The organism is Bacillus sp. F9_6S_D1_P_5, assembly GCF_054823925.1.
Genome location: NZ_JBTREW010000027.1, coordinates 1 through 24890 on the forward strand (window position 1 = coordinate 1; position 24890 = coordinate 24890).

Below are 24890 nucleotides of genomic sequence, written 5' to 3' on the forward strand. Positions count from 1 at the left end.
TGTTATCTAGTTTTGAAGGAATATGCCTTCATAGTTTGGTGATGATGGCAGAGAGGTCACACCCGTTCCCATACCGAACACGGAAGTTAAGCTCTTTAGCGCCGATGGTAGTTGGGACCTTGTCCCTGTGAGAGTAGGACGTCGCCAAGCAACTAAACACGAGTCGAATGACTCGTGTTTTTTCGTGTTTTCTTTTATAATCCATAGTAATAAAAAAATGTGTTTAAATAATAATTATTTTGATTAAATACAGGGGAATGTGGCTAGGATAGTGAATAAGCAAAAGAGTTGCAAATTTTATTAATACGTATATAATTAAAGTCAAAGATAGTCAAAGTCAATAAAGGTGGCGGATAAATGAGAAATATATCTGATATCATTGAGAAATATCTAAAGCAAGTTATTGACTTAAGTAATAATAATGTGATTGAAATCAAAAGAAATGAGATTGCGGATCGATTCGAGTGCGTACCATCTCAAATCAATTATGTAATCAATACCCGTTTTACGTTAGAAAGAGGATTCGTAGTAGAAAGTAAACGTGGTGGAGGAGGTTACATTCGCATTATAAAAGTCAAACTGCATGACGATATAGACATTATTGATCAAATGCTTCATATGATTGATCATAGCGTTGCGCAAGGAAATGCAGAGAGTATGATTATACGTTTAATAGAAGAGGGAATCATAACAAATCGTGAAGCTAAGCTTATGTTAAGCGTGCTAGATCGTTCTGTATTATCAATGGATGTTCCTTCTCGAGATGAACTTAGGGCTCGAATATTATGCGCAATGTTAAGAACACTGAAATATAAATAAATACAGCTTTTGTAAAAGAATAATAACTAAAAGATAAGGCAGTTAAATATTGTAGAAGTTTTGAAAAAAGAACACGCACTTTTATTTAAACGAATAAAGGAAAGTGAACAATCTAGTAATGTATGAAAAGTACTATGAGATAGATCGTTCCTGTTGTAAAGGTGGGGATAGTGATGACTTGTCAAAACTGTAATATAAGACCAGCAACTTTACATTATACAAAAGTAATTAACGAAAAGAAGGCGGAAGTTCATCTTTGTGAGCAATGTGCAGAACAAAGTGGCTATACGTCTTTCTTTCAATCATCGCAGTCTAACTTTTCATTCCATGATTTATTTGCTGGGTTATTACACGGTGAATCAACAATGTTTGAAGAAGGAAAAAACGGATTTTCGAATACAAGTATATTAAGGTGTCCAGATTGTAAGATGACATATGAGCAATTTACAAAGGTCGGACGCTTTGGATGTGCTTCTTGTTACGATACATTTAAGGAACATTTAAAGCCATTATTAAAACGTCTTCACGGAGGGCATACAGATCATTGTGGAAAAATTCCGGAGCGTATAGAAGGAAATATCCACTTAAAGAAAGAATTAGATGAACTAAAACTCATTCTGAAACAATATGTGCAGAAAGAGGAATTTGAGAAAGCTGCTGAAATAAGGGATAAAATTCGAGGTCTTGAAAATCAGCTTAGTGAGCATAGAGAGGGGGAATAGTTCTATGTCACTGGACAAAATTATGAATGAAGCGATTAGTCCATGGATGAAGGGGGATGGCCCTGATTCTGATATTGTTTTAAGTAGTCGAATTCGTTTGGCTCGTAATTTAAAAAAATATCAATTCTCTACTATGCAAAACGAAGAAGAAGCTAAACAGATTCATGAGTTATTTAAAAAGGAATTTATAAATAAAACAGTAGAACCCTTTGGAGAGTTTGAACTATTAAAAATGAATGAATTAACACCTCTTCAGAGGAGAGTATTAGTTGAAAAGCATTTAATTAGTCCTAACCTTGCTGGAACAGAGTACGGAGCATGTCTATTGTCAGAAAGTGAACATATTAGTGTTATGTTGAATGAAGAAGACCATATTCGGATTCAGTGCTTATTTTCAGGATTGCAGTTATCCGAGGCTCTTCAAAGTGCCAATCAAATAGATAATTGGATAGAGAAAGAGGTTGAATATGCTTTTGATGAATCACTTGGATATATTACGAGTTGTCCTACTAACGTTGGTACCGGATTGAGGGCTTCTGTGATGATTCATTTACCGGGACTCGTCTTAACGAAAAGAATTAGTCGTATCATACAAGTAATTCAAAAATTAGGGTTAGTAGTAAGAGGAATATACGGTGAGGGTAGCGAAGCGTTAGGTAATATATTTCAAGTGTCAAATCAAATGACACTAGGAAAATCTGAAGAAGATATTATTGCAGATTTAAAGAGTGTCATTCAACAAATTATACAGCAAGAAAAAATGGCTAGAGAATTAATTGTACAAAATTCAAGTATTGAGCTTGAAGACAAAGTTTATCGCTCTTATGGCATACTAGCAAACAGTCGGTTAATTCAATCTGCGGAAGCGTCCACTTGCTTATCAGATGTACGACTTGGTATTGATTTAGGATATATAAAAGGTGTATCGAGAAATATTTTGACTGAGCTAATGGTTCTTACACAACCGGGCATTTTACAACAATATGCGGGAGGGCCTTTAGGACCAGAAGAAAGAGATTATCGAAGAGCAACCTTAATCCGTGAGCGATTACGTATTGAAAAAAACTAAGCGCAAGTAGGAGGCGATTTCTATGATGTTTGGAAGATTTACAGAAAGAGCACAGAAAGTATTAGCTTTATCTCAAGAGGAAGCAATTCGCATTGGGCATAATAATATTGGAACAGAACATATTTTACTTGGGCTTGTACGCGAAGGAGAAGGAATTGCAGCAAAAGCGTTAATTGCTCTTGGATTAAGTCCAGAGAAAGTTCAAAAAGAGGTAGAAGCGTTAATTGGGCGCGGAACAGAAGCTTCTCAAACTGTACATTATACACCGCGTGCTAAAAAGGTTATTGAGTTGTCTATGGATGAAGCTCGTAAGTTAGGTCATTCTTACGTTGGAACAGAACATATCCTACTCGGTTTAATCCGTGAGGGTGAAGGTGTAGCAGCACGTGTTTTAAATAACTTAGGTGTTAGCCTAAATAAGGCAAGACAACAAGTATTGCAACTGCTTGGAAGTAATGAAGCAAGTTCAGGTCACCAAGGCGGTTCTTCAACAAATGCAAATACACCAACACTTGATAGCTTAGCGCGTGATTTAACGGTTGTTGCACGTGAAAATCGTTTAGATCCTGTTATTGGACGTGGTAAAGAAATTCAACGTGTAATTGAAGTGTTAAGCCGTAGAACAAAAAACAATCCAGTATTAATTGGAGAGCCTGGTGTAGGTAAAACGGCAATTGCAGAAGGATTAGCACAACAAATCGTAAATAATGAAGTTCCTGAAACTTTAAGAGATAAGCGCGTTATGACACTAGATATGGGTACAGTGGTAGCTGGAACGAAGTATCGTGGTGAATTTGAAGATCGTTTAAAGAAAGTTATGGATGAAATTCGTCAAGCTGGCAACATTATTCTATTTATTGATGAACTTCATACATTAATTGGTGCAGGTGGAGCAGAAGGTGCCATTGATGCATCGAACATTTTAAAACCATCTTTAGCACGCGGAGAGTTACAATGTATTGGGGCAACAACTTTAGATGAATATCGTAAATATATTGAAAAAGACGCGGCTTTAGAGAGACGTTTCCAACCAATTCACGTTGATGAGCCAAGTTTAGAAGAATCAACTCAAATCTTGAAAGGTTTACGTGATCGTTACGAGGCACATCACCGTGTATCTATTACAGATGATGCAATTGATGCAGCTGTAAAGCTGTCAGACCGTTATATTACAGATCGTTTCTTACCAGATAAAGCAATTGACTTAATTGATGAAGCTGCTTCAAAGGTTCGCTTACGTTCTTATACAACACCACCAAATCTAAAAGAGCTTGAAGTGAAGCTTGAGGAAATTAGAAAAGAAAAAGATGCAGCTGTACAAAGTCAAGAATTTGAAAAAGCTGCTTCCTTACGTGATATGGAACAACGCTTACGTGAGAAGTTAGAAGATACGAAGCGTCAATGGAAAGAGCAACAAGGAAAAGAAAACTCAGAAGTGACAGTAGAAGATATTGCAAATGTCGTTTCTACGTGGACTCGTATACCGGTCTCTAAACTTGCACAAACAGAGACTGATAAATTATTAAACTTAGAATCCATTCTTCATGATCGTGTTATTGGTCAAGATGAAGCGGTAGTAGCTGTAGCGAAAGCTGTTCGTCGTGCTAGAGCGGGATTGAAAGATCCAAAACGTCCGATTGGTTCATTTATTTTCTTAGGACCAACAGGTGTAGGTAAAACGGAGCTAGCAAGAGCGTTAGCAGAATCTATGTTCGGTGATGAGGATGCAATGATTCGCATCGATATGTCTGAGTACATGGAGAAGCATTCTACTTCTCGTTTAGTTGGATCTCCTCCAGGATATGTTGGATATGAAGAAGGTGGACAATTAACAGAAAAGGTTCGCCGTAAGCCATATTCAGTTGTCCTGTTAGATGAAGTAGAGAAAGCTCACCCTGATGTGTTTAACATTTTACTACAAGTATTAGAAGATGGTCGCTTAACGGATTCTAAAGGGCGTACGGTTGATTTTCGTAATACAATTGTTATTATGACATCTAACGTTGGTGCAGACGCGTTAAAACGTAATAAACACCTTGGATTTAACGTACAAGATGAGAGCCGCGATTATTCAGATATGAAAGGTAAAGTAATGGATGAACTGAAAAAGGCATTTCGTCCAGAATTCTTAAACCGTATTGATGAAATTATCGTGTTCCATATGCTTGAGAAAAAACATATTCAAGAGATTGTAACACTTATGGTAAATCAGTTAGTGAATCGCTTAAAAGAGCAAGAAATTGAATTGCATTTAACAGAAGGAGCAATTTCAGCCATTGCTGATAAAGGATTTGACCGAGAATACGGTGCTCGCCCGCTTCGTAGAGCAATTCAGAAACATGTAGAAGATAGACTATCGGAAGAACTTTTAAAAGGTGCTATTGAGAAAGGACAAAAAGTTATCTTTGATGTTGAAGGGGAAACATTTGTCATTCATAGTGCTGAAAAGGTAAAATAAGTATAGACAAACTAAGAGGGCTACGAGATAGCCCTCTTTCTTGTACGGGAAGAATAAACTGTTTATAGATGAAAGTGAAGTGAAATATAAAACGATATGGCTAAAAAGAAAACAAAATTCACATGTCAAGAGTGTGGTTATCAGTCACCAAAATATATGGGGAAATGCCCTGGTTGTGGTCAATGGAATACGCTTGTTGAAGAGATGGAACCTGTTGTATCATCAAGACGCCTTAATTATGCCAATGCAATTCAATCGGAAGTAACAAAACCAAGACGCCTAACAGAAGTAGAAACAAAATCTGAGGCGCGTATTGAAACGAAATTCCAAGAGTTTAACCGTGTGCTTGGTGGTGGGATTGTAGATGGATCCTTAGTACTTATTGGTGGAGACCCTGGTATTGGAAAATCAACATTGCTATTACAGATTTCATCGCAATTAGCAGATTCTTCATATGATGTACTATATATATCTGGTGAAGAATCGGCAAAACAAATTAAACTTCGTGCAGATCGTTTACATGTAAATGGTAGTAATCTATTTGTTGTATCAGAGACGGACTTGCAACGAATTGCAGCACACATTGAAGAGATGAATCCAGCTTTTGTTGTTATTGATTCCATTCAAACAATACATTTACCTGAAGTAACATCAGCGCCGGGAAGTGTGGCACAAGTACGTGAATGTACAGCAGAATTAATGAAACTTGCAAAAACGAAAGGAATCCCTATTTTTATCGTCGGACATGTAACTAAAGAGGGGGCAATTGCAGGACCTCGTATGCTAGAACATATGGTCGATGCAGTGCTTTACTTTGAAGGAGATCGTCATCATACATATCGTATTTTACGAGCTGTGAAGAATCGTTTTGGTTCCACGAATGAAATGGGTATTTTTGAAATGAAAGAGCTTGGTCTTGCGGAAGTTTTAAATCCTTCTGAAATTTTTCTTGAGGAAAGACCCGTTGGAGTCGCAGGATCAACAGTAGTTGCCTCAATGGAAGGAACAAGACCTGTTTTAGTAGAAATACAAGCATTAATCTCCCCTACTAGTTTTGGAAACCCTCGAAGAATGGCGACGGGAATTGATCATAACCGTGTATCGCTTATTATGGCAGTGTTAGAAAAAAGAACAGGTTTATTATTGCAAAATCAAGATGCATATTTAAAAGTAGCAGGTGGTTTGAAATTAGATGAACCAGCAATTGATTTAGCTGTGGCTTTAAGTATCGCTTCAAGTTTTAGAGATAAATCTACGGCACCAACTGATGCAGTAATAGGAGAAGTAGGATTAACTGGAGAAATAAGAAGAGTATCAAGAATTGAACAACGTGTACAAGAAGCAGCTAAATTAGGATTTCAGCGTGCTATTATTCCTAGAAAAAATTTGGGAGGATGGACAATTCCAGATGGGATTGAGGTAGTAGGTGTATCTAATTTAGGGGAAGCGCTTCGTTTGACATTAGGAGGCTAGGCTATGGAAGAAAACAAGCAACGTGTCAAAAGTATAATTAATATTTTACAACTCGTGGCCCCAGGAACACCACTGCGCGAAGGGATAGATAATGTGCTTCGCGCACAAACAGGGGGACTAATTGTTCTTGGATATAATGAACAAATTAAAAGTATTGTAGATGGAGGCTTTCATATTAATTGCGCATTCTCTCCTGCTAGTTTATATGAATTAGCAAAAATGGATGGGGCACTTATTTTAAATGAAACTGGAAGTAAAATTTTAATTGCAAATGCACAGTTAGTTCCAGAGGCATCTATTGATTCTATTGAAACAGGTATGCGCCACCGAACAGCGGAGCGTGTAGCAAAGCAGACAGGTAGCCTTGTAGTGGCTATTTCACAAAGACGTAACGTAATTACGCTATATCAAGGGAATTTACGTTATACACTAAAAGATATAGGTGTTATTTTAACAAAGGCAAACCAAGCTATTCAAACGTTAGAAAAATATAAGGCTGTATGGAATGATGGGATTACGAATTTGGGTATCCTGGAATTTGAAGAAGTCGTTACAATGTCCGAAGTAGTTCATGTTTTACATAGTGTTGAAATGGTACTGCGTATTAAAAATGAAATATTAAGCTATATCCATGAATTAGGAACAGAAGGTAGGTTAATTCGTTTACAACTTACCGAACTACTAGCTGATTTAGAGGCAGAAGCAGCGTTATTAATTAAAGATTACTATCAAGAAAAAACACAAGACCATCATCAAATTTTGAAAAAATTACAAGATCTTGCGAATACACAACTTCTAGAGGATAGCGATTTAGTTAAATTGCTTGGATATCCGGGACAAACGAGTTTAGAAGAAAGTGTGACGCCGAGAGGATACCGAATCACCAGTAAGATTTCACGCGTTCCACCACTTATCATTGAAAATTTAATTAATCGATTTAAAACTTTGCAAGGTGTTTGTCGGGCAACTATTAATGAATTAGATGATGTGGAAGGAATTGGGGAAGTCAGGGCGAAGAAAATACGAGAAGGTCTAAAAAGAATCCAAGAGCATCTCTATATGAGTAGACACAATTAAGAATATTACATTGATTCCACAATATAACGACACTAGAACACTTTTGGTATATGATATGATATATTGGTAAATAAAACTATTTATAAAAAAACACGTCCGCTTTTGCATTCGGCGTTTTGATTAGCGAAACAATGGTTAATAATGAGTAGGAGGTGGTTGGATGTTAAAACGGATTGTACAGCTCTTCTTTCTAGTAATCGGGGGAGCGTTGGGGATTTACTTAATCCCAAAAGTTATTAATGTATTAGACATCGGTGCCGTTCCTTTATTGGAAGGATCGTATGCTCGTGCAATTATTGGTGCAATTATTTTATTTTTAACAACATTTTGGCTTGTAGATTATATTGTTCAACTTATTAAGCATATTGAAGAGGCTCTTGTAAAGGCGCCTGTAGCAGATGTTTTATTTGGTACATTAGGTTTAATCTCTGGCCTTATTGTTGCATATTTAATTTTAATCCCAATTCGTGAATTTACAATTCCAGTTATTAGTACAGTGTTGCAAGTGTTCTTTACTCTTTTACTTGGGTATTTAGGATTCCAAGTAGGATTTAAAAAGAGGAATGAATTGCTAGGGTTATTTACATTACCACAACGTGGGAAGAAGAAAAATAATAATAGTGAGAATGAAGAAACTGAAACTGAGGTAGAGGAATCTACAACCCACTGGAAAATTCTCGATACGAGTGTAATTATCGATGGACGTATTGCTGATATTTGCCAAACGAAGTTTTTAGAAGGAACAATTGTCATTCCACAATTCGTGTTAGAAGAGCTTCAGCACATTGCCGATTCTTCTGATGCTTTAAAGCGTAATCGTGGTCGCAGAGGATTAGATATTTTAAATCGTATTCAAAAAGAGATGCCGATTCCGGTAGAAATTTATGAAGGCGATTTCGATGATATTCAAGAAGTGGACAGCAAACTTGTAAAGTTGGCGAAAATCACTGGTGGAACGGTAGTAACGAATGATTTCAACTTAAATAAAGTTTCTGAATTACAAGGGGTAACAGTTTTAAACATTAACGATTTAGCTAATGCAATTAAACCTGTTGTACTCCCAGGTGAAGAACTAAGTGTTTATGTTGTAAAAGATGGTAAAGAACAAAATCAAGGTGTTGCATATTTAGATGACGGCACGATGATTGTAGTAGAAGATGGTAGAGAATATGTAGGTTCACAACTCGATGTACTTGTTACTAGTGTGTTACAAACATCGGCAGGTCGTATGATTTTCGCCAAACGTAAATTATTAGAAAAAGCATTATAAGTAGAGGATTATTAATATGTATACATTAATTATTCCAGCAGCTGGTCAAGGAAAGCGGATGGGTGCTGGCAAAAATAAGTTGTTCTTACTTATTAATGAAGTACCAATTATTGTGCATACGTTACGTGCTTTTGAAAAGGATAAGGCATGTAAAAATATTATTATGGCAATTAATGAAGAAGAGCGCCCATATTTTGAAGAGTTAATGCAGAAGTATCCGGTTGAAAAGCCAGTACAATTTATTCAAGGTGGAGCTGAAAGACAAGATAGTGTGTATAACGCGATTCAGCATACGAGTGAGGTTGAGTATGTTCTTGTACATGACGGTGCACGCCCGTTCGTAACGAATAAAGTGATTCAAGATGTATTAACTGCAGCAGAAAAACATGGGGCTTCCATTTGTGCAGTGCCAGTGAAAGATACCGTTAAGAAAGTAGAGCAGGGTGTTGTTGTCGAAACGGTAGAAAGATCTCAGCTTAAAGCTGTACAAACACCGCAAGGGTTTGCTGTTTCTCTTTTATTAGAAGCTCATAGAAGCGCGAAGCAGAGCTGTTTCCTTGGTACAGATGATGCAAGTCTTGTAGAACGTATCGGGAAGCAAGTAGGTGTAGTAGAGGGGAGTTACTATAATATTAAAGTGACGACTCCAGAGGATTTACTAATTGCTGAAAGTTTTCTTCACGTTCAAAAGAAATGATAGCAATGATTATAGCGAAGAAAAGCTCGGCAACGGCCGGGCTTTTCTTTATAAGGATAGCGATATAATATAGAATCATAAAGCTCAGTAGTTTAGCTCGAGGAGGATGTAAAGAATGTTTCGAATTGGACAAGGTTTTGATGTGCATGAATTCGCGGAATGTAGACCGTTAATTATTGGCGGGATTACAATTCCACATGAGAAAGGATTAATTGGTCACTCTGATGCAGACGTATTGTTACATACGATCGCGGACGCATGTTTAGGTGCAATCGCAGCAGGAGATATCGGAAAACATTTCCCTGATACAGATCCTGCCTTTAAGGATGCTGATTCAGCTGTATTACTGCAAAAGGTTTGGGAATTTGTGCGTAACCAAGGTTATGAATTAGGGAATTTAGATTGTACAATTATTGCTCAAAAGCCAAAAATGGCACCACATATCGAAAGTATGCGTAAACGCATTAGTGAACTGTTAGAAACGTCTATTGATAATATCAATGTAAAGGCAACAACAACAGAAAAATTAGGATTTACAGGTAGAGAAGAAGGAATTGCTTCTCAAGCAGTTGTTTTATTACAGAAAAAATAATGGTTTTTAATTCGTAAGATGGATAATCACATTTGTTTGGTGTACAATTATAGAATGTGTTGACATTAAGAATGGAAGGTGTACCAATTATGGAAAAGCAAGTGAGAGTGCGCTATGCGCCAAGTCCAACAGGACACTTACATATCGGAAATGCGCGTACGGCATTATTTAATTATTTATTTGCTCGTCATCAAGATGGTAAGTTTATTATTCGTATTGAAGATACTGATGTAAAACGTAATGTTGCAGGTGGAGAAGAAAGCCAATTAAAATACTTGAAATGGCTCGGTATGGACTGGGATGAAGGTGTTGATGTTGGTGGTGAATTTGGACCATATCGTCAAACAGAGCGTTTAGATATTTATAAAAAATTATATGAAGATTTATTAGAGCGTGGCTTAGCTTACAAATGTTATATGACAGAAGAAGAGCTAGAAGCAGAACGTGAAGGGCAAATCTCTCGTGGTGAAACACCTCGTTATGCAGGTAACCACCGTGATTTAACTGAAGCGCAAGTGAAAGAATTTGAAGCTGAGGGACGTATTCCAAGTATTCGTTTCCGTGTACCAGCTGACCGTGATTACACATTTAAAGATATTGTAAAAGATGAAGTTGCATTCCATTCAAATGATTTCGGTGATTTCGTTATCGTGAAAAAAGATGGAATTCCAACTTATAACTTTGCAGTAGCAGTAGATGATCACTTAATGGAAATTACACACGTACTTCGTGGTGATGACCATATTTCAAACACGCCAAAACAAATGATGATTTATGAAGCTTTCGGTTGGGATATTCCGCAATTCGGTCATATGACTTTAATTGTAAATGAAAGCCGTAAAAAATTAAGTAAGCGCGATGAATCTATCATTCAATTTATTGAGCAATATAAAGAGCTTGGATATCTTCCAGAAGCAATCTTTAACTTTATTGCATTACTAGGTTGGTCGCCGGTAGGAGAAGAAGAAATCTTCTCTCAAGAAGAGTTTATCAAAATGTTTGATGCAGCTCGTTTATCAAAATCACCTGCATTATTTGATTCTCAAAAACTAAAATGGATGAACAACCAATATATGAAAAAGCAAGATTTAGATACGGTGGTAGAATTAAGCTTACCGCATTTAGTGAAAGCTGGACGTATAGGTGAAACTTTAAGTGAACAAGAACAAGCTTGGATTCGTGATGTAATTGCGTTATATCATGAACAAATGAGCTTTGGAGCTGAAATTGTAGAGCTTTCTGAAATGTTCTTCAAAGATCATGTTGATCATGAGGAAGAAGGACAAGAAGTATTAAAAGGTGAACAAGTACCAGAAGTACTTCGTGCATTTGCTGGTCAAGTAGAAGCACTAGAAGCGATGGAACCTGCAGCAATTAAGGCGGCTATTAAAGCAGTTCAAAAGGAAACAGGTCATAAAGGTAAAAACTTATTTATGCCAATCCGTGTTGCAACTACTGGTCAAACACATGGACCAGAGCTTCCTAATGCTATTGCACTTCTTGGAAAAGAAAAAGTTTTAAATCGTCTTCAAAAAGTAATTGGTTAACATTTTCTAGGTTTAGAAATATAATAAGTATACTTAAAACCTAATAAGGAAAAGCGACGAGAAGGAGAAGTAGAAAATCAGGCTTTTTACAGAGAGAACCACCTTTAGGCTGGAAGTGGTTTATAAGCGGTTTTTTGAAATGCCCCTTCGAGTCTTCTGCTGAACAGCAAAATGTTTTGTGAAACGTCTTAGGGCGTTAAAGTAAGCAGAAGCGGTGTACACCGTTATCAGAGATGAGTTTGAGGCTTTTTTAGCCTAAACAGAGTGGAACCGCGCTTATAAGGCGTCTCTGTCAATATGACAGAGGCGTCTTTTTTTATACCATAAAACTGGGTATGAGTATAAGTTTTATCTACGTGTATAAAGATTTAGGGAGATAAGTAGGGAGTTAGTTCACTCGAAAAAGCAGCCCATAAAGGGGAGGGAACGTCGATGTTTAAGAGGCTTCGGGAAGATATTGAAGTCGTTTTTGAACAGGATCCAGCGGCAAGAAGTTATTTCGAAGTCATTTTGACTTACTCTGGATTACATGCAGTTTGGGCCCATCGAATTGCACATGCTTTTTATAAAAAGAATTTCTTCTTTATTGCACGTTGGATCTCACAAGTTAGTCGTTTCTTTACTGGCATCGAGATTCATCCAGGAGCAACAATTGGTCGTCGTTTTTTCATAGACCATGGAATGGGGGTTGTAATTGGAGAAACGTGCGAAATTGGTGATAATGTAACGATCTATCAAGGGGTTACATTAGGTGGTACGGGTAAAGAAAAGGGAAAGAGGCACCCTACAATTCAGGATAATGTATTAATTGCAACAGGTGCCAAAGTACTAGGTTCTATTACAGTTGGAGAGAATTCTAAAATTGGAGCAGGATCTGTCGTATTAAAAGAAGTCCCTGCACACTCTACAGTTGTAGGTATACCTGGCCGAGTCGTTATTCAAAATGGAGTAAAGATCGGTCAAGAATTAAATCATTCTGACCTTCCAGACCCAATCTTTGATAAATTAAAGGTTATGGAAGTAGAACTTGATAAATTGAAAAAACAACTTGAAGTAAAGGTAGAAAGGAAGGATAAAAATGACTATTCACATTTATAATACGTTAACACGTCAAAAGGAAGAATTTACTCCATTAGAAGAAAATAAGGTAAAGATGTATGTATGCGGACCTACAGTTTATAACTACATTCACATTGGGAATGCAAGACCACCTATGGTATTTGATACGGTACGCCGTTATTTAGAATATAAAGGATACGATGTGCAGTATGTATCTAACTTTACAGACGTAGATGATAAATTAATTAAAGCAGCAAATGAGTTAGGTGAAGATGTGCCAACGATTGCGGACCGTTTCGTTGAAGCGTACTTTGAGGATGTAACGGCACTAGGTTGCAAACATGCAACGGTTCATCCGCGTGTAACGGAAAATATGGATATCATTATTGAATTTATTCAAGAACTTGTGAATAAAGGATATGCATATGAATCAGAAGGTGATGTGTACTTTAGAACGAAGGAATTCGAAGGATACGGTAAATTATCGCATCAACCAATCGCAGACTTACGTCACGGTGCGCGCATTGAAGTAGGAGAAAAGAAACAAGACCCTCTTGATTTTGCTTTATGGAAAGCGGCGAAAGAAGGAGAAATCTTCTGGGAAAGTCCTTGGGGGAAAGGTCGTCCAGGTTGGCATATCGAATGCTCGGCAATGGCGCGTAAATACTTAGGGGACACAATTGATATTCACGCTGGTGGTCAAGACTTGGCATTTCCTCATCATGAGAATGAAATTGCGCAATCTGAGGCGTTAACAGGAAAAACATTTGCACGTTATTGGATGCACAATGGATATATTAATATTAATAATGAGAAGATGTCTAAGTCACTTGGGAACTTCATTTTAGTTCACGATATCATTAAGCAATATGATCCGCAGTTAATTAGATTCTTTATGCTATCAGTACATTACCGTCACCCAATTAATTTCAGTGAAGAGTTATTACAAAGTACAAATAACGGGCTGGAAAGAATTAAAACGGCTTACGGTAACTTGAAACACCGTATGGAAAGTAGTACGGATTTAACAGATCATAATGAGAAATGGTTAGCTGAACTGGAAAAATTCCAGACTGCATTTGAAGAAGCGATGAATGATGACTTCAATACAGCTAATGCAATCACTGAGTTATATAATGTAGCAAATCATGCAAATCAATATTTACTGGAAGAACATACGTCTACAGTAGTAATTGAAGCATACGTAAAACAACTTGAAACATTATTTGATATTTTAGGGTTAGAATTAGCGCAAGAAGAGTTACTCGATGAAGAAATTGAGGCGCTTATTCAAAAACGTATTGAAGCTCGTAAAAATCGTGATTTTGCATTATCAGATCAAATTCGCGATGATTTAAAAGATCGTAATATTATTTTAGAAGATACCGCTCAAGGTACAAGATGGAAAAGAGGATAAGAATGATTGATGCAAAGCAATTAAACAGCTTAGCGTTAGCATATATGGGTGATGCGGTGTATGAACAATATATCCGCTATCACCTACTTCAAAAAGGGAAAGTTCGTCCTAATCAATTACATCGATTAGGGACAAGCTTTGTTTCGGCAAAAGCGCAGGCGAAAGTTGTTTATCATTTATTAGAGACAGCATTTTTAACTGAAGAAGAAGAAGCGGTACTAAGAAGAGGGCGTAATGCCAATTCAGGTACTGTTCCGAAAAATACGGATGTACAAACATATCGACATAGTACAGCCTTTGAAGCGTTAATTGGCTATCATCACTTATTAAATAATCGTGAAAGATTAGACGAAATTGTATATAAGGCAATTGCTGTTTTAGAAGAAAAGGAAGGGGGCACATCATCATGAGTAGTGAGTATATTATCGGACGTAACCCTGTAATTGAAGCGTTACGATCAGGAAGAGATATTAATAAAATTTGGATCGCGGAAGGTGCTGCCAAAGGACAAGTACAAATTGTACTAGCACTAGCGAAAGAAAATAAGATTATTTTACAACATGCGCCAAAGAAGAAGTTAGATCAATTAGTTGAGGGGAACCATCAAGGTGTAATTGCTCAAGTGGCTGCATATCAATATGCTGAGTTAGAAGATCTATTTAAAGTAGCAGAGAAGCGTAATGAAGATCCGTTCTTCTTAATTTTAGATGAAATTGAAGACCCGCATAACCTAGGTTCTATTATGCGTACTGCGGATGCAACAGGCGCCCATGGAATTATTATTCCGAAAAGAAGAGCGGTAGGACTTACAGCATCAGTTGCGAAAGCATCTACTGGAGCAATTGAATATATTCCTGTTGCGCGTGTAACGAATTTATCTCGTACAATCGATGAATTAAAAGAGCGTGGACTTTGGATTGCTGGTACAGATGCAAAAGGGAAAACGGATTACCGTAATTTAGATGGTAAAATGCCAATTGGATTAGTAATTGGAAGTGAAGGAAAAGGTATGAGTCGTATTATTGGTGAAAAATGTGATTTCTTAATTACTTTACCGATGGTTGGTAAAGTTACATCCTTAAATGCTTCAGTAGCCGCAAGTTTGTTAATGTATGAGGTATATCGTAAACGTAACGAAATTGGTAAATAAAAAATGAACGATATTTTAATCGTTGACGGTTACAACATTATTGGAGCTTGGGGAGACTTGAAGAAACTACGGGATGTAGATTTGCAATCATCAAGAGATGCACTGATTGATAAGATGGCGGATTACCAAGGTTACACAGGTACAAAGGTAATGATAGTCTTCGATGCATATACAGTTCACGGTATTGAAAAAAAGATGAAACAATCGCGTGTGGAAGTTATATTCACGAGGAAGAATCAAACTGCAGATGAAAAGATAGAGCAACTTGCGATTGAGCTTAGAAATATAAATACGCAAATATATGTTGCAACTTCTGATTATACAGAACAATGGGTTATATTTGCACAAGGTGCTCTTCGGAAATCTGCACGTGAGTTAGAGTTAGAAGTACAAGCGATGGAGCAACAAGTAAGAAGACGTACACAAGACACAAAAGAGAAGCAACCCGCTATGCGAAAGATATTCAGTAAAGATATTACAGAAAAATTAGAAAAATTAAGAAGAGGAGAGCGTTGAAGCATTGACGCTCTTTGTCTTTTTACTGTATAATATTTCTAAATAAATAGCGGTCGGAGGGATCAAGGTGGAAGCAGGCTTCGTAAGTGTAGGCGACGTTACATTTCGTGATTTAGAAGATGAGGCAATCGTTGAGTTAGTTCGAAAAGGTAATACTGACGCTCTAGAATATTTGATTCACAAATATAAGAACTTTGTTCGCGCGAAATCGAGATCTTATTTCTTAGTGGGTGCCGATCGAGAAGATATTGTTCAAGAAGGTATGATTGGGTTGTTTAAAGCGATTCGTGATTATAAGGAGGACAAGCTGTCTTCATTCAAAGCATTTGCTGAACTGTGTATCACTCGACAAATTATTACCGCTATTAAAACAGCAACCAGGCAAAAGCATATTCCGTTAAATTCGTATGTGTCTTTAGATAAACCGATTTATGATGAGGAATCTGATCGGACATTATTAGATGTTATTTCGGAAGCGAAGGTAACTGATCCTGAAGAAATGATTATAAGTCAGGAAGAATATACAGACATAGAATCTAAAATATCTGAATTATTAAGCGATTTAGAAAGAAAAGTGCTTTCTTTGTATCTAGATGGTCGTTCTTATCAAGAGATTTCGGAACAGTTAAATAGACATGTGAAATCTATTGATAATGCTTTACAGAGGGTGAAGCGGAAATTGGAACGATATATGGAAATGAGAGAGAGTACCACTTTAAATTCATAACAAGTGCTACAGGTGTACAAAATCACCTGTTTTCTTTTTGTGGAGAGTACAAAAGGCATGACATTGACATTGTCTTTTGTTGTATGATACATTTTTAGGGACATAATGTTACAAGGTTGGTGTAACTAATGAGGAAAAAAGTTGTACTCTCATGTGAAGAGTGTAAAAATCGAAACTACTCTACGATGAAAGATACGAGCTCAGTAGAGCGACTTGAAATAAAGAAATTCTGTAAAACATGCAATCAGCATACAGTTCACAAGGAAACAAAATAAATAATTGAAATAATACACTGGAGGTCCCGTAGATGCGTTTAACGAACTTTTTCGGCGATGTAGGTCGCGAAATGAAAAAAGTAAGTTGGCCTAAAAAAGATGAATTACTCCGTTCAACAGCGACTGTTATTGCTACAGTTGTCTTCTTTGCGATTTTCTTCGCAGTGGTTGATATGGGCATTTCTTCTTTAATTCGGTTAATTCTTGGTTAATTCTTGAATAAGAAGCACTTATCCATGATATAATGTTATTTATAAGAACTGTGTAAAAGCCCGGTGAACGGGTTTTTTCATTTGCGCAAAAAAATGTACGTCAGGGAGGGAAGGACGCTCGTCCTAAATGAATGGAAAAAAGTTGGTATGTTGTCCATACTTATTCTGGATATGAAAATAAAGTAAAAGCAAACCTAGAGAAACGTGTAGAATCAATGGGTATGCAAGATAAAATTTTCCGTGTTGTTGTCCCGGAAGAAGTAGAAGTAGAAATGAAAAACGGTAAAGAAAAATTAATGAAAAGAAAAGTGTTCCCAGGTTATGTATTAGTAGAATTAATCATGACTGATGACTCTTGGTATGTTGTACGTAACACACCAGGTGTAACTGGGTTCGTTGGTTCTTCTGGTTCAGGTTCTAAACCATCGCCTCTATTAGAAGAGGAAGTTGTTACCATTATGAAACATATGGGAATGGACAATGAAGTGGTTGATTTCGACTTTGAACTTCATGAGACAGTACGTGTAAATGAGGGACCATTCGCAGATTATACAGGTGCTATCGAAGAAATTGATGTGGAGAAGAAAAAGGTTAGCGTGCTTGTGGACATGTTCGGTCGCGAGACTCCAGTTGAGCTTGACTTCCATCAAATTGAAAAATTATAAAATGAAACTTGAAATGAATTGTAAAAAGTGATAATATCTTTTAAGTCAGTACGTCTTCGTTATCGGAGACGTTTTTTGAAAGATTTTATCCTTACAGATAAAATATGACGTGGGAGGGCAAATCACTGTCCAATTGACCACATCACGGACTTAAGGAGGTGTGTCTCGTGGCTAAAAAGGTAATTAAAATGGTAAAGCTTCAAATTCCTGCAGGTAAAGCTAACCCAGCTCCACCAGTTGGTCCAGCATTAGGACAAGCAGGTGTTAACATCATGGGCTTCTGTAAAGAGTTTAACGCTCGTACAGCTGATCAAGCTGGTCTTATCATCCCTGTTGAAATTACGGTATTTGAGGACCGTTCATTCACTTTCATTACTAAAACTCCTCCTGCTGCTGTTCTTCTTAAGAAAGTAGCTGGTATTGAGTCTGGTTCTGGTGAACCAAACCGTAATAAAGTGGCAACTGTTAAGCGTGATAAAGTACGCGAAATCGCTGAAACTAAAATGCCTGACCTAAACGCTGCTAGCGTAGAAGCTGCAATGCGTATGGTTGAAGGTACTGCACGCAGTATGGGCATCGTTATCGAAGACTAATTCGATTTGTTTTTTAAAAAAGGTTGCGGGTCTGGAATTCCAATTCGCAACCTTTATTATCGTAAATGATTATCGTTTTTAAATAAATGGATGGCGCGCATCCTCAGGTTATACCTGAAAATAAGCGTAAACGTGGGAGGTTATTCCGCTAAAACCACATTCGAGGAGGAAATAAAAATGGCTAAAAGAGGTAAAAAGTACGTAGAAGCTGCAAAGCTTGTTGATCGTGCAGCTGCTTACTCTGCAACAGAAGCAGTAGAATTAGTAAAGAAAACAAACACAGCTAAATTTGATGCAACTGTAGAAGCTGCATTCCGTTTAGGTGTTGACCCTAAGAAAGCTGACCAACAAATCCGTGGTGCAGTTGTTCTTCCACACGGTACTGGTAAAGTACAACGTGTATTAGTATTCGCTAAAGGTGAAAAAGCTAAAGAAGCTGAAGCTGCTGGAGCTGACTTTGTAGGCGATACTGATTACATCGGTAAAATCCAACAAGGTTGGTTCGATTTCGATGTAGTAGTAGCAACTCCTGACATGATGGGTGAAGTTGGTAAACTTGGCCGCGTATTAGGACCTAAAGGTTTAATGCCAAACCCTAAAACTGGAACAGTTACTTTCGATGTAACTAAAGCTGTTAACGAAATCAAAGCTGGTAAAGTTGAATACCGCGTTGATAAAGCTGGTAACATCCACGTTCCAATCGGTAAAGTATCTTTCGAAGATGCTAAATTAGTAGAAAACTTCAGAACAATTGCTGATACTTTACAAAAAGTTAAACCAGCTGCTGCAAAAGGTACTTACATGAAGAACGTAACAGTTGCTTCTACAATGGGACCTGGCGTACGTGTGGACGTTTCTACATTAGCGTAAATTTTGGAAGTTGACTTCATAAAGAAGTTTTTATATAATCATTTATGTTGTGAATTTAATTAGTGTACCGTAGACAGTAGGTGTCGATAGACTTAATTTCCTACCTAGGTGTTAATATACGAAACGGAATTTTTTTCTGTGACTATATGCCTCCATGTCTACAAGTTGGGCATGGAGGTTTTTAGTGCACTTTCGGTACATCTTCTATATAATCTACAGGAGGTGTAATAACATGAGCAAAGTAATCGAAACTAAACAACAAGTTGTAACTGAAATCGCGGACAAACTTCGCGCTAGTAAATCTACAATCGTTGTTGACTACCGTGGTTTAACAGTTTCTGAAGCAACAGAATTACGTAAGCAATTACGTGAAGCTGGCGTTGAGTTCAAAGTTTACAAAAACTCTCTAACTCGTCGTGCTGCAGAGTCTGCTGAAATGGCTGAGTTAAATGAATTCTTAACAGGACCAAACGCAATCGCGTTCAGTAACGAGGATGTAGTTGCTCCTGCGAAAGTATTAAACGACTTCGCTAAAGATCATGAAGCTTTAGAAATTAAAGCGGGCGTAATCGAAGGTAAACTTGTAACACTTGATGAGGTTAAAGCTATCGCTACTCTTCCATCACGTGAAGGCTTACTTTCTATGCTTCTTAGCGTTCTTCAAGCTCCAATCCGTAACCTTGCACTTGCTACTAAAGCAGTTGCAGAACAAAAGGAAGAGCAAGGCGCTTAATTTTTTAAAAGATAATTACGTATTATCGATAAAACAATACAAACCTATTTAAGGGAGGATATTTACAATGACTAAAGAACAAATCATTGAAGCAGTTAAATCTATGACTGTATTAGAACTTAACGACTTAGTAAAAGCTATCGAGGAAGAATTCGGCGTAACTGCTGCTGCTCCTGTAGCTGTTGCTGGTGGCGCTGGAGAAGCTGCTGCTGAGAAAACTGAATTTGATGTGGAACTAACTAGCGCTGGTGCACAAAAAATCAAAGTTATCAAAGTTGTTCGTGAAATCACTGGTCTTGGCTTAAAAGAAGCTAAAGAATTAGTTGACAACACTCCAAAAGTAATCAAAGAAGCTGCTGCTAAAGAAGAAGCTGAAGAAATCAAAGCTAAACTTGAAGAAGTTGGCGCTGCTGTAGAAGTTAAGTAATTAACTTTTGATGCTTTAAAAAAAGCTCGCTCTCATGCGAGCTTTTTTTTTAACTGTAAAGAAAGAGGTGGCCATATGGCAGACCATTATTTTTCTAACGACCCTTCTAGTAAAAGTGATCGTAAGCGATGGGAATTTACACTTCGTGGATCTCAATTTACTTTCTTATCTGACCGTGGGGTGTTCTCGAAAAACGAAGTGGACTTTGGTTCTCGTCTTTTAATTGAAGCGTTTCAAGTGCCAGATATTAAAGGTGATATATTAGACGTAGGTTGTGGATATGGACCAATTGGTTTATCGTTGGCGAAAGAGTTTCAAGACCGTAAAGTTCACATGGTGGATGTGAATGAAAGGGCGCTTGAGCTTGCAAAAGAAAATGCCGCTAACAATAGAATTGGAAATGTACACATTTTTCAAAGTAGCGTCTATGAAAATGTAGATGGTATGTATGCTGCTATTCTATCTAATCCTCCAATTCGTGCAGGTAAAGATATCGTGCATGAGATTTTAGAAAAAGCTGTAGAGCATTTAGTTCCAGGTGGAGAGTTGTGGATTGTTATTCAAAAGAAGCAAGGTGCACCATCTGCGCTGAAAAAACTAGAAGAAGTATTTTCTGAAGTCGAAGTTGTAGAAAAGAAAAAAGGATATTATATCATAAAATCAAAAAAACGTTGACGGTTATTTTTGGCTATGTTAACATTATACAATGCCAATATATGATTTTCTGCGTTGAGAAAGATGTATATTTTTGTTTCTCTTGGAAAAGATAGTAAAATCAGCAGATTATGAAACAGAATGATGGTTTTCTTATAGAAGCCATTTTTCTTTTTTGAGCAGGTAGAAAGACTCAACGTATTTATCTTTAAGAGAAAAAAGACTACGCTAATAGCAGTAGTTGTATTTATTTGTGATTTTGCACAAATTTTTTTGTGCATTTATAATACTCATGATTTGAGGGGTGAAGCAGTTGACAGGTCAACTAGTTCAATACGGACGCCACCGCCAACGAAGAAGTTATGCCCGTATTAGTGAAGTATTAGAGTTACCAAATCTTATCGAAATTCAAACCTCTTCTTATCAGTGGTTTCTTGATGAGGGTTTGCGAGAAATGTTCCAAGACATTTCTCCGATTGAAGACTTTACGGGAAATCTATCGCTTGAATTTATCGACTACAGCTTAGGTGAACCTAAATACTCTGTAGACGAATGCAAAGAGCGTGATGTGACGTATGCAGCACCACTTCGTGTAAAAGTGCGTCTAATCAACAAGGAAACTGGTGAAGTAAAAGAACAAGATGTGTTCATGGGAGATTTCCCACTCATGACAGAGACTGGAACATTCGTAATTAACGGTGCAGAACGTGTTATCGTTTCCCAGTTAGTTCGCTCTCCAAGCGTATACTATAGTGGCAAAGTGGATAAAAACGGAAAACGTGGTTTTACTGCTACTGTAATTCCAAACCGCGGAGCTTGGTTAGAGTATGAGACAGATGCTAAGGATGTTGTATATGTGCGTATTGACCGTACGCGTAAACTTCCTGTAACTGTTTTGTTACGCGCATTAGGGTTTGGCTCTGATCAAGAAATCACCGAGCTTTTAGGTGATAACGAATACTTAAGCAACACATTAGAAAAAGACAACACAGATAGCACAGAAAAAGCATTGCTTGAAATTTATGAGCGTCTACGTCCTGGTGAACCACCAACAGTAGAAAATGCTAAGAGCTTACTTGTGTCTCGTTTCTTCGATCCAAAGCGCTACGATTTAGCAAATGTAGGTCGCTACAAGATCAACAAGAAGTTACACATTAAAAACAGATTGTTTAATCAACGTTTAGCTGAAACATTAGTGGATCCAGAAACTGGTGAAATTTTAGCGGCAGAAGGAACAATCTTAGATCGTCGTACACTTGATCGCATTTTACCTTACTTAGAGAAAAACATTGGATTCAAAACAGCGAAACCAATGGGTGGAGTGGTAGAAGGCGATGTTGAGCTGCAATCTATTAAGATTTATGCTCCTGAGTCAGAAGGCGAGCGCGTAATTAACGTAATTGGTAATGCGAATATTACTCGTGATGTAAAACACATCACACCAGGTGATATCCTTGCTTCTATCAGTTACTTCTTCAACCTACTATACAAAGTAGGGGATACAGATGATATCGACCACTTAGGAAACCGTCGTCTGCGTTCTGTTGGAGAACTATTACAAAATCAATTCCGTATCGGTCTTTCTCGTATGGAACGTGTTGTTCGTGAGAGAATGTCGATCCAAGATACAAATGCAATTACACCACAGGCACTAATTAATATTCGTCCTGTTATTGCATCTATTAAAGAGTTCTTCGGAAGTTCTCAGTTATCTCAGTTCATGGACCAAACAAACCCATTAGCAGAGTTAACTCACAAACGAAGACTATCTGCATTAGGACCCGGTGGTTTAACGCGTGAGCGCGCAGGCTTTGAAGTGCGTGACGTTCATTACTCTCACTATGGTCGTATGTGTCCGATTGAAACACCAGAGGGACCAAACATCGGTTTGATTAACTCATTATCTTCGTTCGCGAAAGTAAATGAGTTTGGTTTCATTGAAACACCATACCGTCGTGTTGACCCAGAAACTGGTCTTGTAACAGGGCAGGTTGATTACTTAACGGCAGATGAAGAAGATAACTATGTTGTAGCCCAAGCGAATATGAAATTATCTGATGAAGGTGAATTCCTAAGTGAAGATATCGTAGCTCGTTTCCGTGGTGAAAACATTGTGACAAATAGAGAACGCATCGACTACATGGATGTATCTCCAAAACAAGTAGTGTCGGCAGCGACAGCTTGTATTCCGTTCTTAGAAAACGATGACTCTAACCGCGCACTTATGGGAGCGAACATGCAACGTCAGGCGGTTCCGTTAATGAATCCGGAATCTCCGATTGTAGGTACAGGTATGGAGTACGTATCAGCAAAAGACTCAGGTGCTGCAGTAATCTGTAAACATCCTGGTGTTGTTGAGCGCGTAGAAGCACGTGAAGTTTGGGTACGTCGCTATGTAGAAGTTGACGGTCAAACAGTAAAAGGCGACTTAGATCGCTACAAAATGCAAAAATTCATTCGTTCTAACCAAGGAACTTGTTACAACCAACGTCCAATCGTAAGTGTTGGAAATGAAGTTGTAAAAGGTGAAATCCTTGCGGATGGTCCTTCTATGGAATTAGGCGAACTAGCACTTGGACGTAACGTGCTTGTTGGCTTCATGACTTGGGACGGTTATAACTACGAGGATGCGATCATCATGAGTGAGCGCCTTGTAAAAGATGATGTGTACACTTCTATTCATATTGAAGAATATGAGTCAGAAGCTCGTGATACGAAGCTTGGACCAGAAGAAATTACACGTGACATTCCAAACGTTGGGGAAGACGCATTACGTAACCTTGACGAGCGCGGTATCATTCGCGTTGGTGCAGAAGTAAAAGATGGAGATTTACTTGTTGGTAAAGTAACACCTAAAGGTGTAACAGAATTAACAGCTGAAGAACGTCTATTACATGCTATCTTTGGCGAAAAAGCACGTGAAGTACGTGATACATCACTACGTGTACCACACGGTGGTGGCGGTATTATCTTAGACGTAAAAGTATTCAACCGTGAAGATGGCGATGAATTGCCACCAGGCGTGAATCAACTTGTACGTGCATATATCGTTCAAAAACGTAAAATTTCTGAAGGTGACAAAATGGCCGGACGTCACGGTAACAAAGGTGTTATCTCTCGTATTTTACCAGAAGAAGATATGCCTTACTTACCAGACGGTACGCCAATCGATATCATGTTAAACCCATTAGGGGTACCATCTCGTATGAATATCGGTCAGGTATTAGAGCTTCATCTTGGTATGGCAGCAAGATACCTTGGCATTCACATTGCAACACCAGTATTCGATGGTGCTCGTGAGGAAGATGTTTGGGGCACGATTGAAGAAGCTGGTATGGCAAATGACGCGAAAACAATCCTGTATGACGGACGTACTGGTGAACCATTCGATAACCGCGTATCTGTTGGTGTCATGTATATGATCAAACTTGCGCACATGGTTGACGATAAACTTCATGCTCGTTCTACTGGACCATACTCACTTGTAACGCAGCAGCCTCTTGGAGGTAAAGCTCAGTTCGGTGGACAGCGTTTCGGTGAGATGGAGGTTTGGGCACTTGAAGCTTACGGTGCTGCTTATACTCTTCAAGAAATCTTAACAGTGAAGTCTGATGATGTTGTTGGACGTGTTAAGACGTATGAAGCAATTGTTAAAGGCGAAAATGTTCCAGAACCAGGCGTTCCTGAATCATTCAAAGTATTGATTAAAGAGCTGCAAAGTTTAGGTATGGACGTTAAAATGATGTCTAGCGACGATACAGAAATTGAAATGCGTGATACGGAAGATGACGATGATCATCAATCAGCAGATAAATTGAATGTCGAAGTTGAGACAACTAAGGAATAATTGGGATAACCTGTAGACTAA

25 protein-coding genes, 1 rRNA gene and 2 other annotated features are annotated in these 24890 nt (G+C 37.8%); all 26 genes read left to right on the plus strand.

The window, feature by feature from the left end; translation table 11 throughout:
• Positions 1–34 precede the first annotated feature (34 nt).
• The 26 genes from rrf (at position 35) to rpoB (ending at position 24869) form a co-directional block, all read left to right on the plus strand.
• A 5S ribosomal RNA gene (gene rrf / locus ACUXEY_RS24415) occupies positions 35–150 on the plus strand.
• Positions 151–357: 207 nt separating this feature from the next.
• The gene (ctsR, locus tag ACUXEY_RS24420) at positions 358–819 is read left to right on the plus strand and encodes a transcriptional regulator CtsR (protein ID WP_048526354.1); all 462 of its coding nucleotides are present in this window, start codon (positions 358–360) and stop codon (positions 817–819) included.
• 173 nt (positions 820–992) lie between these two features.
• Entirely contained in the window at positions 993–1541 is a 549-nt protein-coding gene (locus tag ACUXEY_RS24425; protein ID WP_166705266.1) for a UvrB/UvrC motif-containing protein, read from the plus strand.
• A 4-nt stretch (positions 1542–1545) separates the two neighbouring features.
• On the plus strand, positions 1546–2610 hold the full coding sequence (locus ACUXEY_RS24430) for a protein arginine kinase (protein ID WP_166705267.1): 1065 nt from the start codon (positions 1546–1548) through the stop codon (positions 2608–2610).
• A 22-nt stretch (positions 2611–2632) separates the two neighbouring features.
• Complete coding sequence (gene clpC, locus ACUXEY_RS24435; protein ID WP_144616197.1) at positions 2633–5068, plus strand: ATP-dependent protease ATP-binding subunit ClpC; 2436 nt, start codon at positions 2633–2635, stop codon at positions 5066–5068.
• Between the two features lie 96 nt (positions 5069–5164).
• The gene (radA, locus tag ACUXEY_RS24440) at positions 5165–6541 is read left to right on the plus strand and encodes a DNA repair protein RadA (protein WP_061678381.1); all 1377 of its coding nucleotides are present in this window, start codon (positions 5165–5167) and stop codon (positions 6539–6541) included.
• 3 nt (positions 6542–6544) lie between these two features.
• Positions 6545–7618: a DNA integrity scanning diadenylate cyclase DisA gene (disA, locus tag ACUXEY_RS24445; RefSeq protein WP_166705269.1), complete on the plus strand. Its 1074-nt coding sequence runs from the start codon at positions 6545–6547 to the stop codon at positions 7616–7618.
• 160 nt (positions 7619–7778) lie between these two features.
• Positions 7779–8888 (plus strand): PIN/TRAM domain-containing protein, encoded by a 1110-nt coding sequence (locus ACUXEY_RS24450; protein ID WP_048526358.1) that lies wholly within the window; start codon positions 7779–7781, stop codon positions 8886–8888.
• Between the two features lie 16 nt (positions 8889–8904).
• Complete coding sequence (gene ispD, locus ACUXEY_RS24455) at positions 8905–9585, plus strand: 2-C-methyl-D-erythritol 4-phosphate cytidylyltransferase (RefSeq protein WP_166705270.1); 681 nt, start codon at positions 8905–8907, stop codon at positions 9583–9585.
• Positions 9586–9700: 115 nt separating this feature from the next.
• The gene (gene ispF / locus ACUXEY_RS24460; protein WP_461301810.1) at positions 9701–10177 is read left to right on the plus strand and encodes a 2-C-methyl-D-erythritol 2,4-cyclodiphosphate synthase; all 477 of its coding nucleotides are present in this window, start codon (positions 9701–9703) and stop codon (positions 10175–10177) included.
• An 89-nt stretch (positions 10178–10266) separates the two neighbouring features.
• Positions 10267–11724 carry a glutamate--tRNA ligase gene (gene gltX, locus ACUXEY_RS24465; protein ID WP_166705272.1) on the plus strand — a complete coding sequence of 486 codons (1458 nt, stop codon included), beginning with the start codon at positions 10267–10269 and terminating at the stop codon, positions 11722–11724.
• 47 nt (positions 11725–11771) lie between these two features.
• Positions 11772–12018, plus strand: a binding site (T-box leader).
• Positions 12019–12156: 138 nt separating this feature from the next.
• Positions 12157–12822 (plus strand): serine O-acetyltransferase, encoded by a 666-nt coding sequence (cysE, locus tag ACUXEY_RS24470; protein ID WP_000476500.1) that lies wholly within the window; start codon positions 12157–12159, stop codon positions 12820–12822.
• The gene (gene cysS, locus ACUXEY_RS24475; RefSeq protein ID WP_016089674.1) at positions 12803–14200 is read left to right on the plus strand and encodes a cysteine--tRNA ligase; all 1398 of its coding nucleotides are present in this window, start codon (positions 12803–12805) and stop codon (positions 14198–14200) included. Before cysE ends, cysS begins: the two co-directional genes overlap by 20 nt.
• Before the next feature lie 2 nt (positions 14201–14202).
• Positions 14203–14610, plus strand: a complete 408-nt coding sequence (locus tag ACUXEY_RS24480; RefSeq protein ID WP_000564261.1) for a Mini-ribonuclease 3 — start codon at positions 14203–14205, stop codon at positions 14608–14610.
• Positions 14607–15350, plus strand: a complete 744-nt coding sequence (gene rlmB / locus ACUXEY_RS24485) for a 23S rRNA (guanosine(2251)-2'-O)-methyltransferase RlmB (RefSeq protein WP_000093759.1) — start codon at positions 14607–14609, stop codon at positions 15348–15350. Before ACUXEY_RS24480 ends, rlmB begins: the two co-directional genes overlap by 4 nt.
• A gap of 3 nt (positions 15351–15353) precedes the next feature.
• The gene (locus ACUXEY_RS24490) at positions 15354–15866 is read left to right on the plus strand and encodes an NYN domain-containing protein (protein WP_000997883.1); all 513 of its coding nucleotides are present in this window, start codon (positions 15354–15356) and stop codon (positions 15864–15866) included.
• A gap of 67 nt (positions 15867–15933) precedes the next feature.
• Positions 15934–16593 (plus strand): RNA polymerase factor sigma-70, encoded by a 660-nt coding sequence (locus ACUXEY_RS24495; protein ID WP_000387198.1) that lies wholly within the window; start codon positions 15934–15936, stop codon positions 16591–16593.
• 128 nt (positions 16594–16721) lie between these two features.
• Positions 16722–16868: a 50S ribosomal protein L33 gene (gene rpmG / locus ACUXEY_RS24500; RefSeq protein WP_002070160.1), complete on the plus strand. Its 147-nt coding sequence runs from the start codon at positions 16722–16724 to the stop codon at positions 16866–16868.
• A 32-nt stretch (positions 16869–16900) separates the two neighbouring features.
• Positions 16901–17080 (plus strand): preprotein translocase subunit SecE, encoded by a 180-nt coding sequence (secE, locus tag ACUXEY_RS24505; protein WP_001241321.1) that lies wholly within the window; start codon positions 16901–16903, stop codon positions 17078–17080.
• Between the two features lie 131 nt (positions 17081–17211).
• Positions 17212–17745 carry a transcription termination/antitermination protein NusG gene (nusG, locus tag ACUXEY_RS24510; RefSeq protein ID WP_000415794.1) on the plus strand — a complete coding sequence of 178 codons (534 nt, stop codon included), beginning with the start codon at positions 17212–17214 and terminating at the stop codon, positions 17743–17745.
• Between the two features lie 167 nt (positions 17746–17912).
• Entirely contained in the window at positions 17913–18338 is a 426-nt protein-coding gene (gene rplK, locus ACUXEY_RS24515; protein ID WP_001085872.1) for a 50S ribosomal protein L11, read from the plus strand.
• A 177-nt stretch (positions 18339–18515) separates the two neighbouring features.
• Complete coding sequence (gene rplA, locus ACUXEY_RS24520; RefSeq protein WP_063222350.1) at positions 18516–19208, plus strand: 50S ribosomal protein L1; 693 nt, start codon at positions 18516–18518, stop codon at positions 19206–19208.
• 49 nt (positions 19209–19257) lie between these two features.
• Positions 19258–19401: a sequence feature (ribosomal protein L10 leader region), on the plus strand.
• Positions 19402–19440: 39 nt separating this feature from the next.
• The gene (gene rplJ, locus ACUXEY_RS24525; protein WP_144616205.1) at positions 19441–19941 is read left to right on the plus strand and encodes a 50S ribosomal protein L10; all 501 of its coding nucleotides are present in this window, start codon (positions 19441–19443) and stop codon (positions 19939–19941) included.
• 67 nt (positions 19942–20008) lie between these two features.
• On the plus strand, positions 20009–20368 hold the full coding sequence (gene rplL, locus ACUXEY_RS24530; protein WP_000159736.1) for a 50S ribosomal protein L7/L12: 360 nt from the start codon (positions 20009–20011) through the stop codon (positions 20366–20368).
• 75 nt (positions 20369–20443) lie between these two features.
• Positions 20444–21043 carry a class I SAM-dependent methyltransferase gene (locus ACUXEY_RS24535; RefSeq protein ID WP_000763282.1) on the plus strand — a complete coding sequence of 200 codons (600 nt, stop codon included), beginning with the start codon at positions 20444–20446 and terminating at the stop codon, positions 21041–21043.
• A gap of 292 nt (positions 21044–21335) precedes the next feature.
• The gene (gene rpoB / locus ACUXEY_RS24540; RefSeq protein WP_029439122.1) at positions 21336–24869 is read left to right on the plus strand and encodes a DNA-directed RNA polymerase subunit beta; all 3534 of its coding nucleotides are present in this window, start codon (positions 21336–21338) and stop codon (positions 24867–24869) included.
• Positions 24870–24890 lie beyond the last annotated feature (21 nt).

What these genes read in the sequence shown, in the direction of transcription:
- rplJ (WP_144616205.1), top strand. Translation starts at nt 19,441, where the DNA reads ATGAGCAAAGTAATCGAAACTAAACAACAAGTTGTAACTGAAATCGCG.
- ACUXEY_RS24430 (WP_166705267.1), top strand. Translation starts at nt 1,546, where the DNA reads ATGTCACTGGACAAAATTATGAATGAAGCGATTAGTCCATGGATGAAG.
- rplL (WP_000159736.1), top strand. Translation starts at nt 20,009, where the DNA reads ATGACTAAAGAACAAATCATTGAAGCAGTTAAATCTATGACTGTATTA.
- ACUXEY_RS24425 (WP_166705266.1), top strand. Translation starts at nt 993, where the DNA reads ATGACTTGTCAAAACTGTAATATAAGACCAGCAACTTTACATTATACA.
- ACUXEY_RS24450 (WP_048526358.1), top strand. Translation starts at nt 7,779, where the DNA reads ATGTTAAAACGGATTGTACAGCTCTTCTTTCTAGTAATCGGGGGAGCG.
- ctsR (WP_048526354.1), top strand. Translation starts at nt 358, where the DNA reads ATGAGAAATATATCTGATATCATTGAGAAATATCTAAAGCAAGTTATT.
- secE (WP_001241321.1), top strand. Translation starts at nt 16,901, where the DNA reads ATGCGTTTAACGAACTTTTTCGGCGATGTAGGTCGCGAAATGAAAAAA.
- ispF (WP_461301810.1), top strand. Translation starts at nt 9,701, where the DNA reads ATGTTTCGAATTGGACAAGGTTTTGATGTGCATGAATTCGCGGAATGT.
- nusG (WP_000415794.1), top strand. Translation starts at nt 17,212, where the DNA reads ATGGAAAAAAGTTGGTATGTTGTCCATACTTATTCTGGATATGAAAAT.
- ispD (WP_166705270.1), top strand. Translation starts at nt 8,905, where the DNA reads ATGTATACATTAATTATTCCAGCAGCTGGTCAAGGAAAGCGGATGGGT.
- ACUXEY_RS24490 (WP_000997883.1), top strand. Translation starts at nt 15,354, where the DNA reads ATGAACGATATTTTAATCGTTGACGGTTACAACATTATTGGAGCTTGG.
- gltX (WP_166705272.1), top strand. Translation starts at nt 10,267, where the DNA reads ATGGAAAAGCAAGTGAGAGTGCGCTATGCGCCAAGTCCAACAGGACAC.
- rplA (WP_063222350.1), top strand. Translation starts at nt 18,516, where the DNA reads ATGGCTAAAAGAGGTAAAAAGTACGTAGAAGCTGCAAAGCTTGTTGAT.
- cysE (WP_000476500.1), top strand. Translation starts at nt 12,157, where the DNA reads ATGTTTAAGAGGCTTCGGGAAGATATTGAAGTCGTTTTTGAACAGGAT.
- disA (WP_166705269.1), top strand. Translation starts at nt 6,545, where the DNA reads ATGGAAGAAAACAAGCAACGTGTCAAAAGTATAATTAATATTTTACAA.
- ACUXEY_RS24535 (WP_000763282.1), top strand. Translation starts at nt 20,444, where the DNA reads ATGGCAGACCATTATTTTTCTAACGACCCTTCTAGTAAAAGTGATCGT.
- cysS (WP_016089674.1), top strand. Translation starts at nt 12,803, where the DNA reads ATGACTATTCACATTTATAATACGTTAACACGTCAAAAGGAAGAATTT.
- ACUXEY_RS24480 (WP_000564261.1), top strand. Translation starts at nt 14,203, where the DNA reads ATGATTGATGCAAAGCAATTAAACAGCTTAGCGTTAGCATATATGGGT.
- radA (WP_061678381.1), top strand. Translation starts at nt 5,165, where the DNA reads ATGGCTAAAAAGAAAACAAAATTCACATGTCAAGAGTGTGGTTATCAG.
- rlmB (WP_000093759.1), top strand. Translation starts at nt 14,607, where the DNA reads ATGAGTAGTGAGTATATTATCGGACGTAACCCTGTAATTGAAGCGTTA.
- clpC (WP_144616197.1), top strand. Translation starts at nt 2,633, where the DNA reads ATGATGTTTGGAAGATTTACAGAAAGAGCACAGAAAGTATTAGCTTTA.
- rpmG (WP_002070160.1), top strand. Translation starts at nt 16,722, where the DNA reads ATGAGGAAAAAAGTTGTACTCTCATGTGAAGAGTGTAAAAATCGAAAC.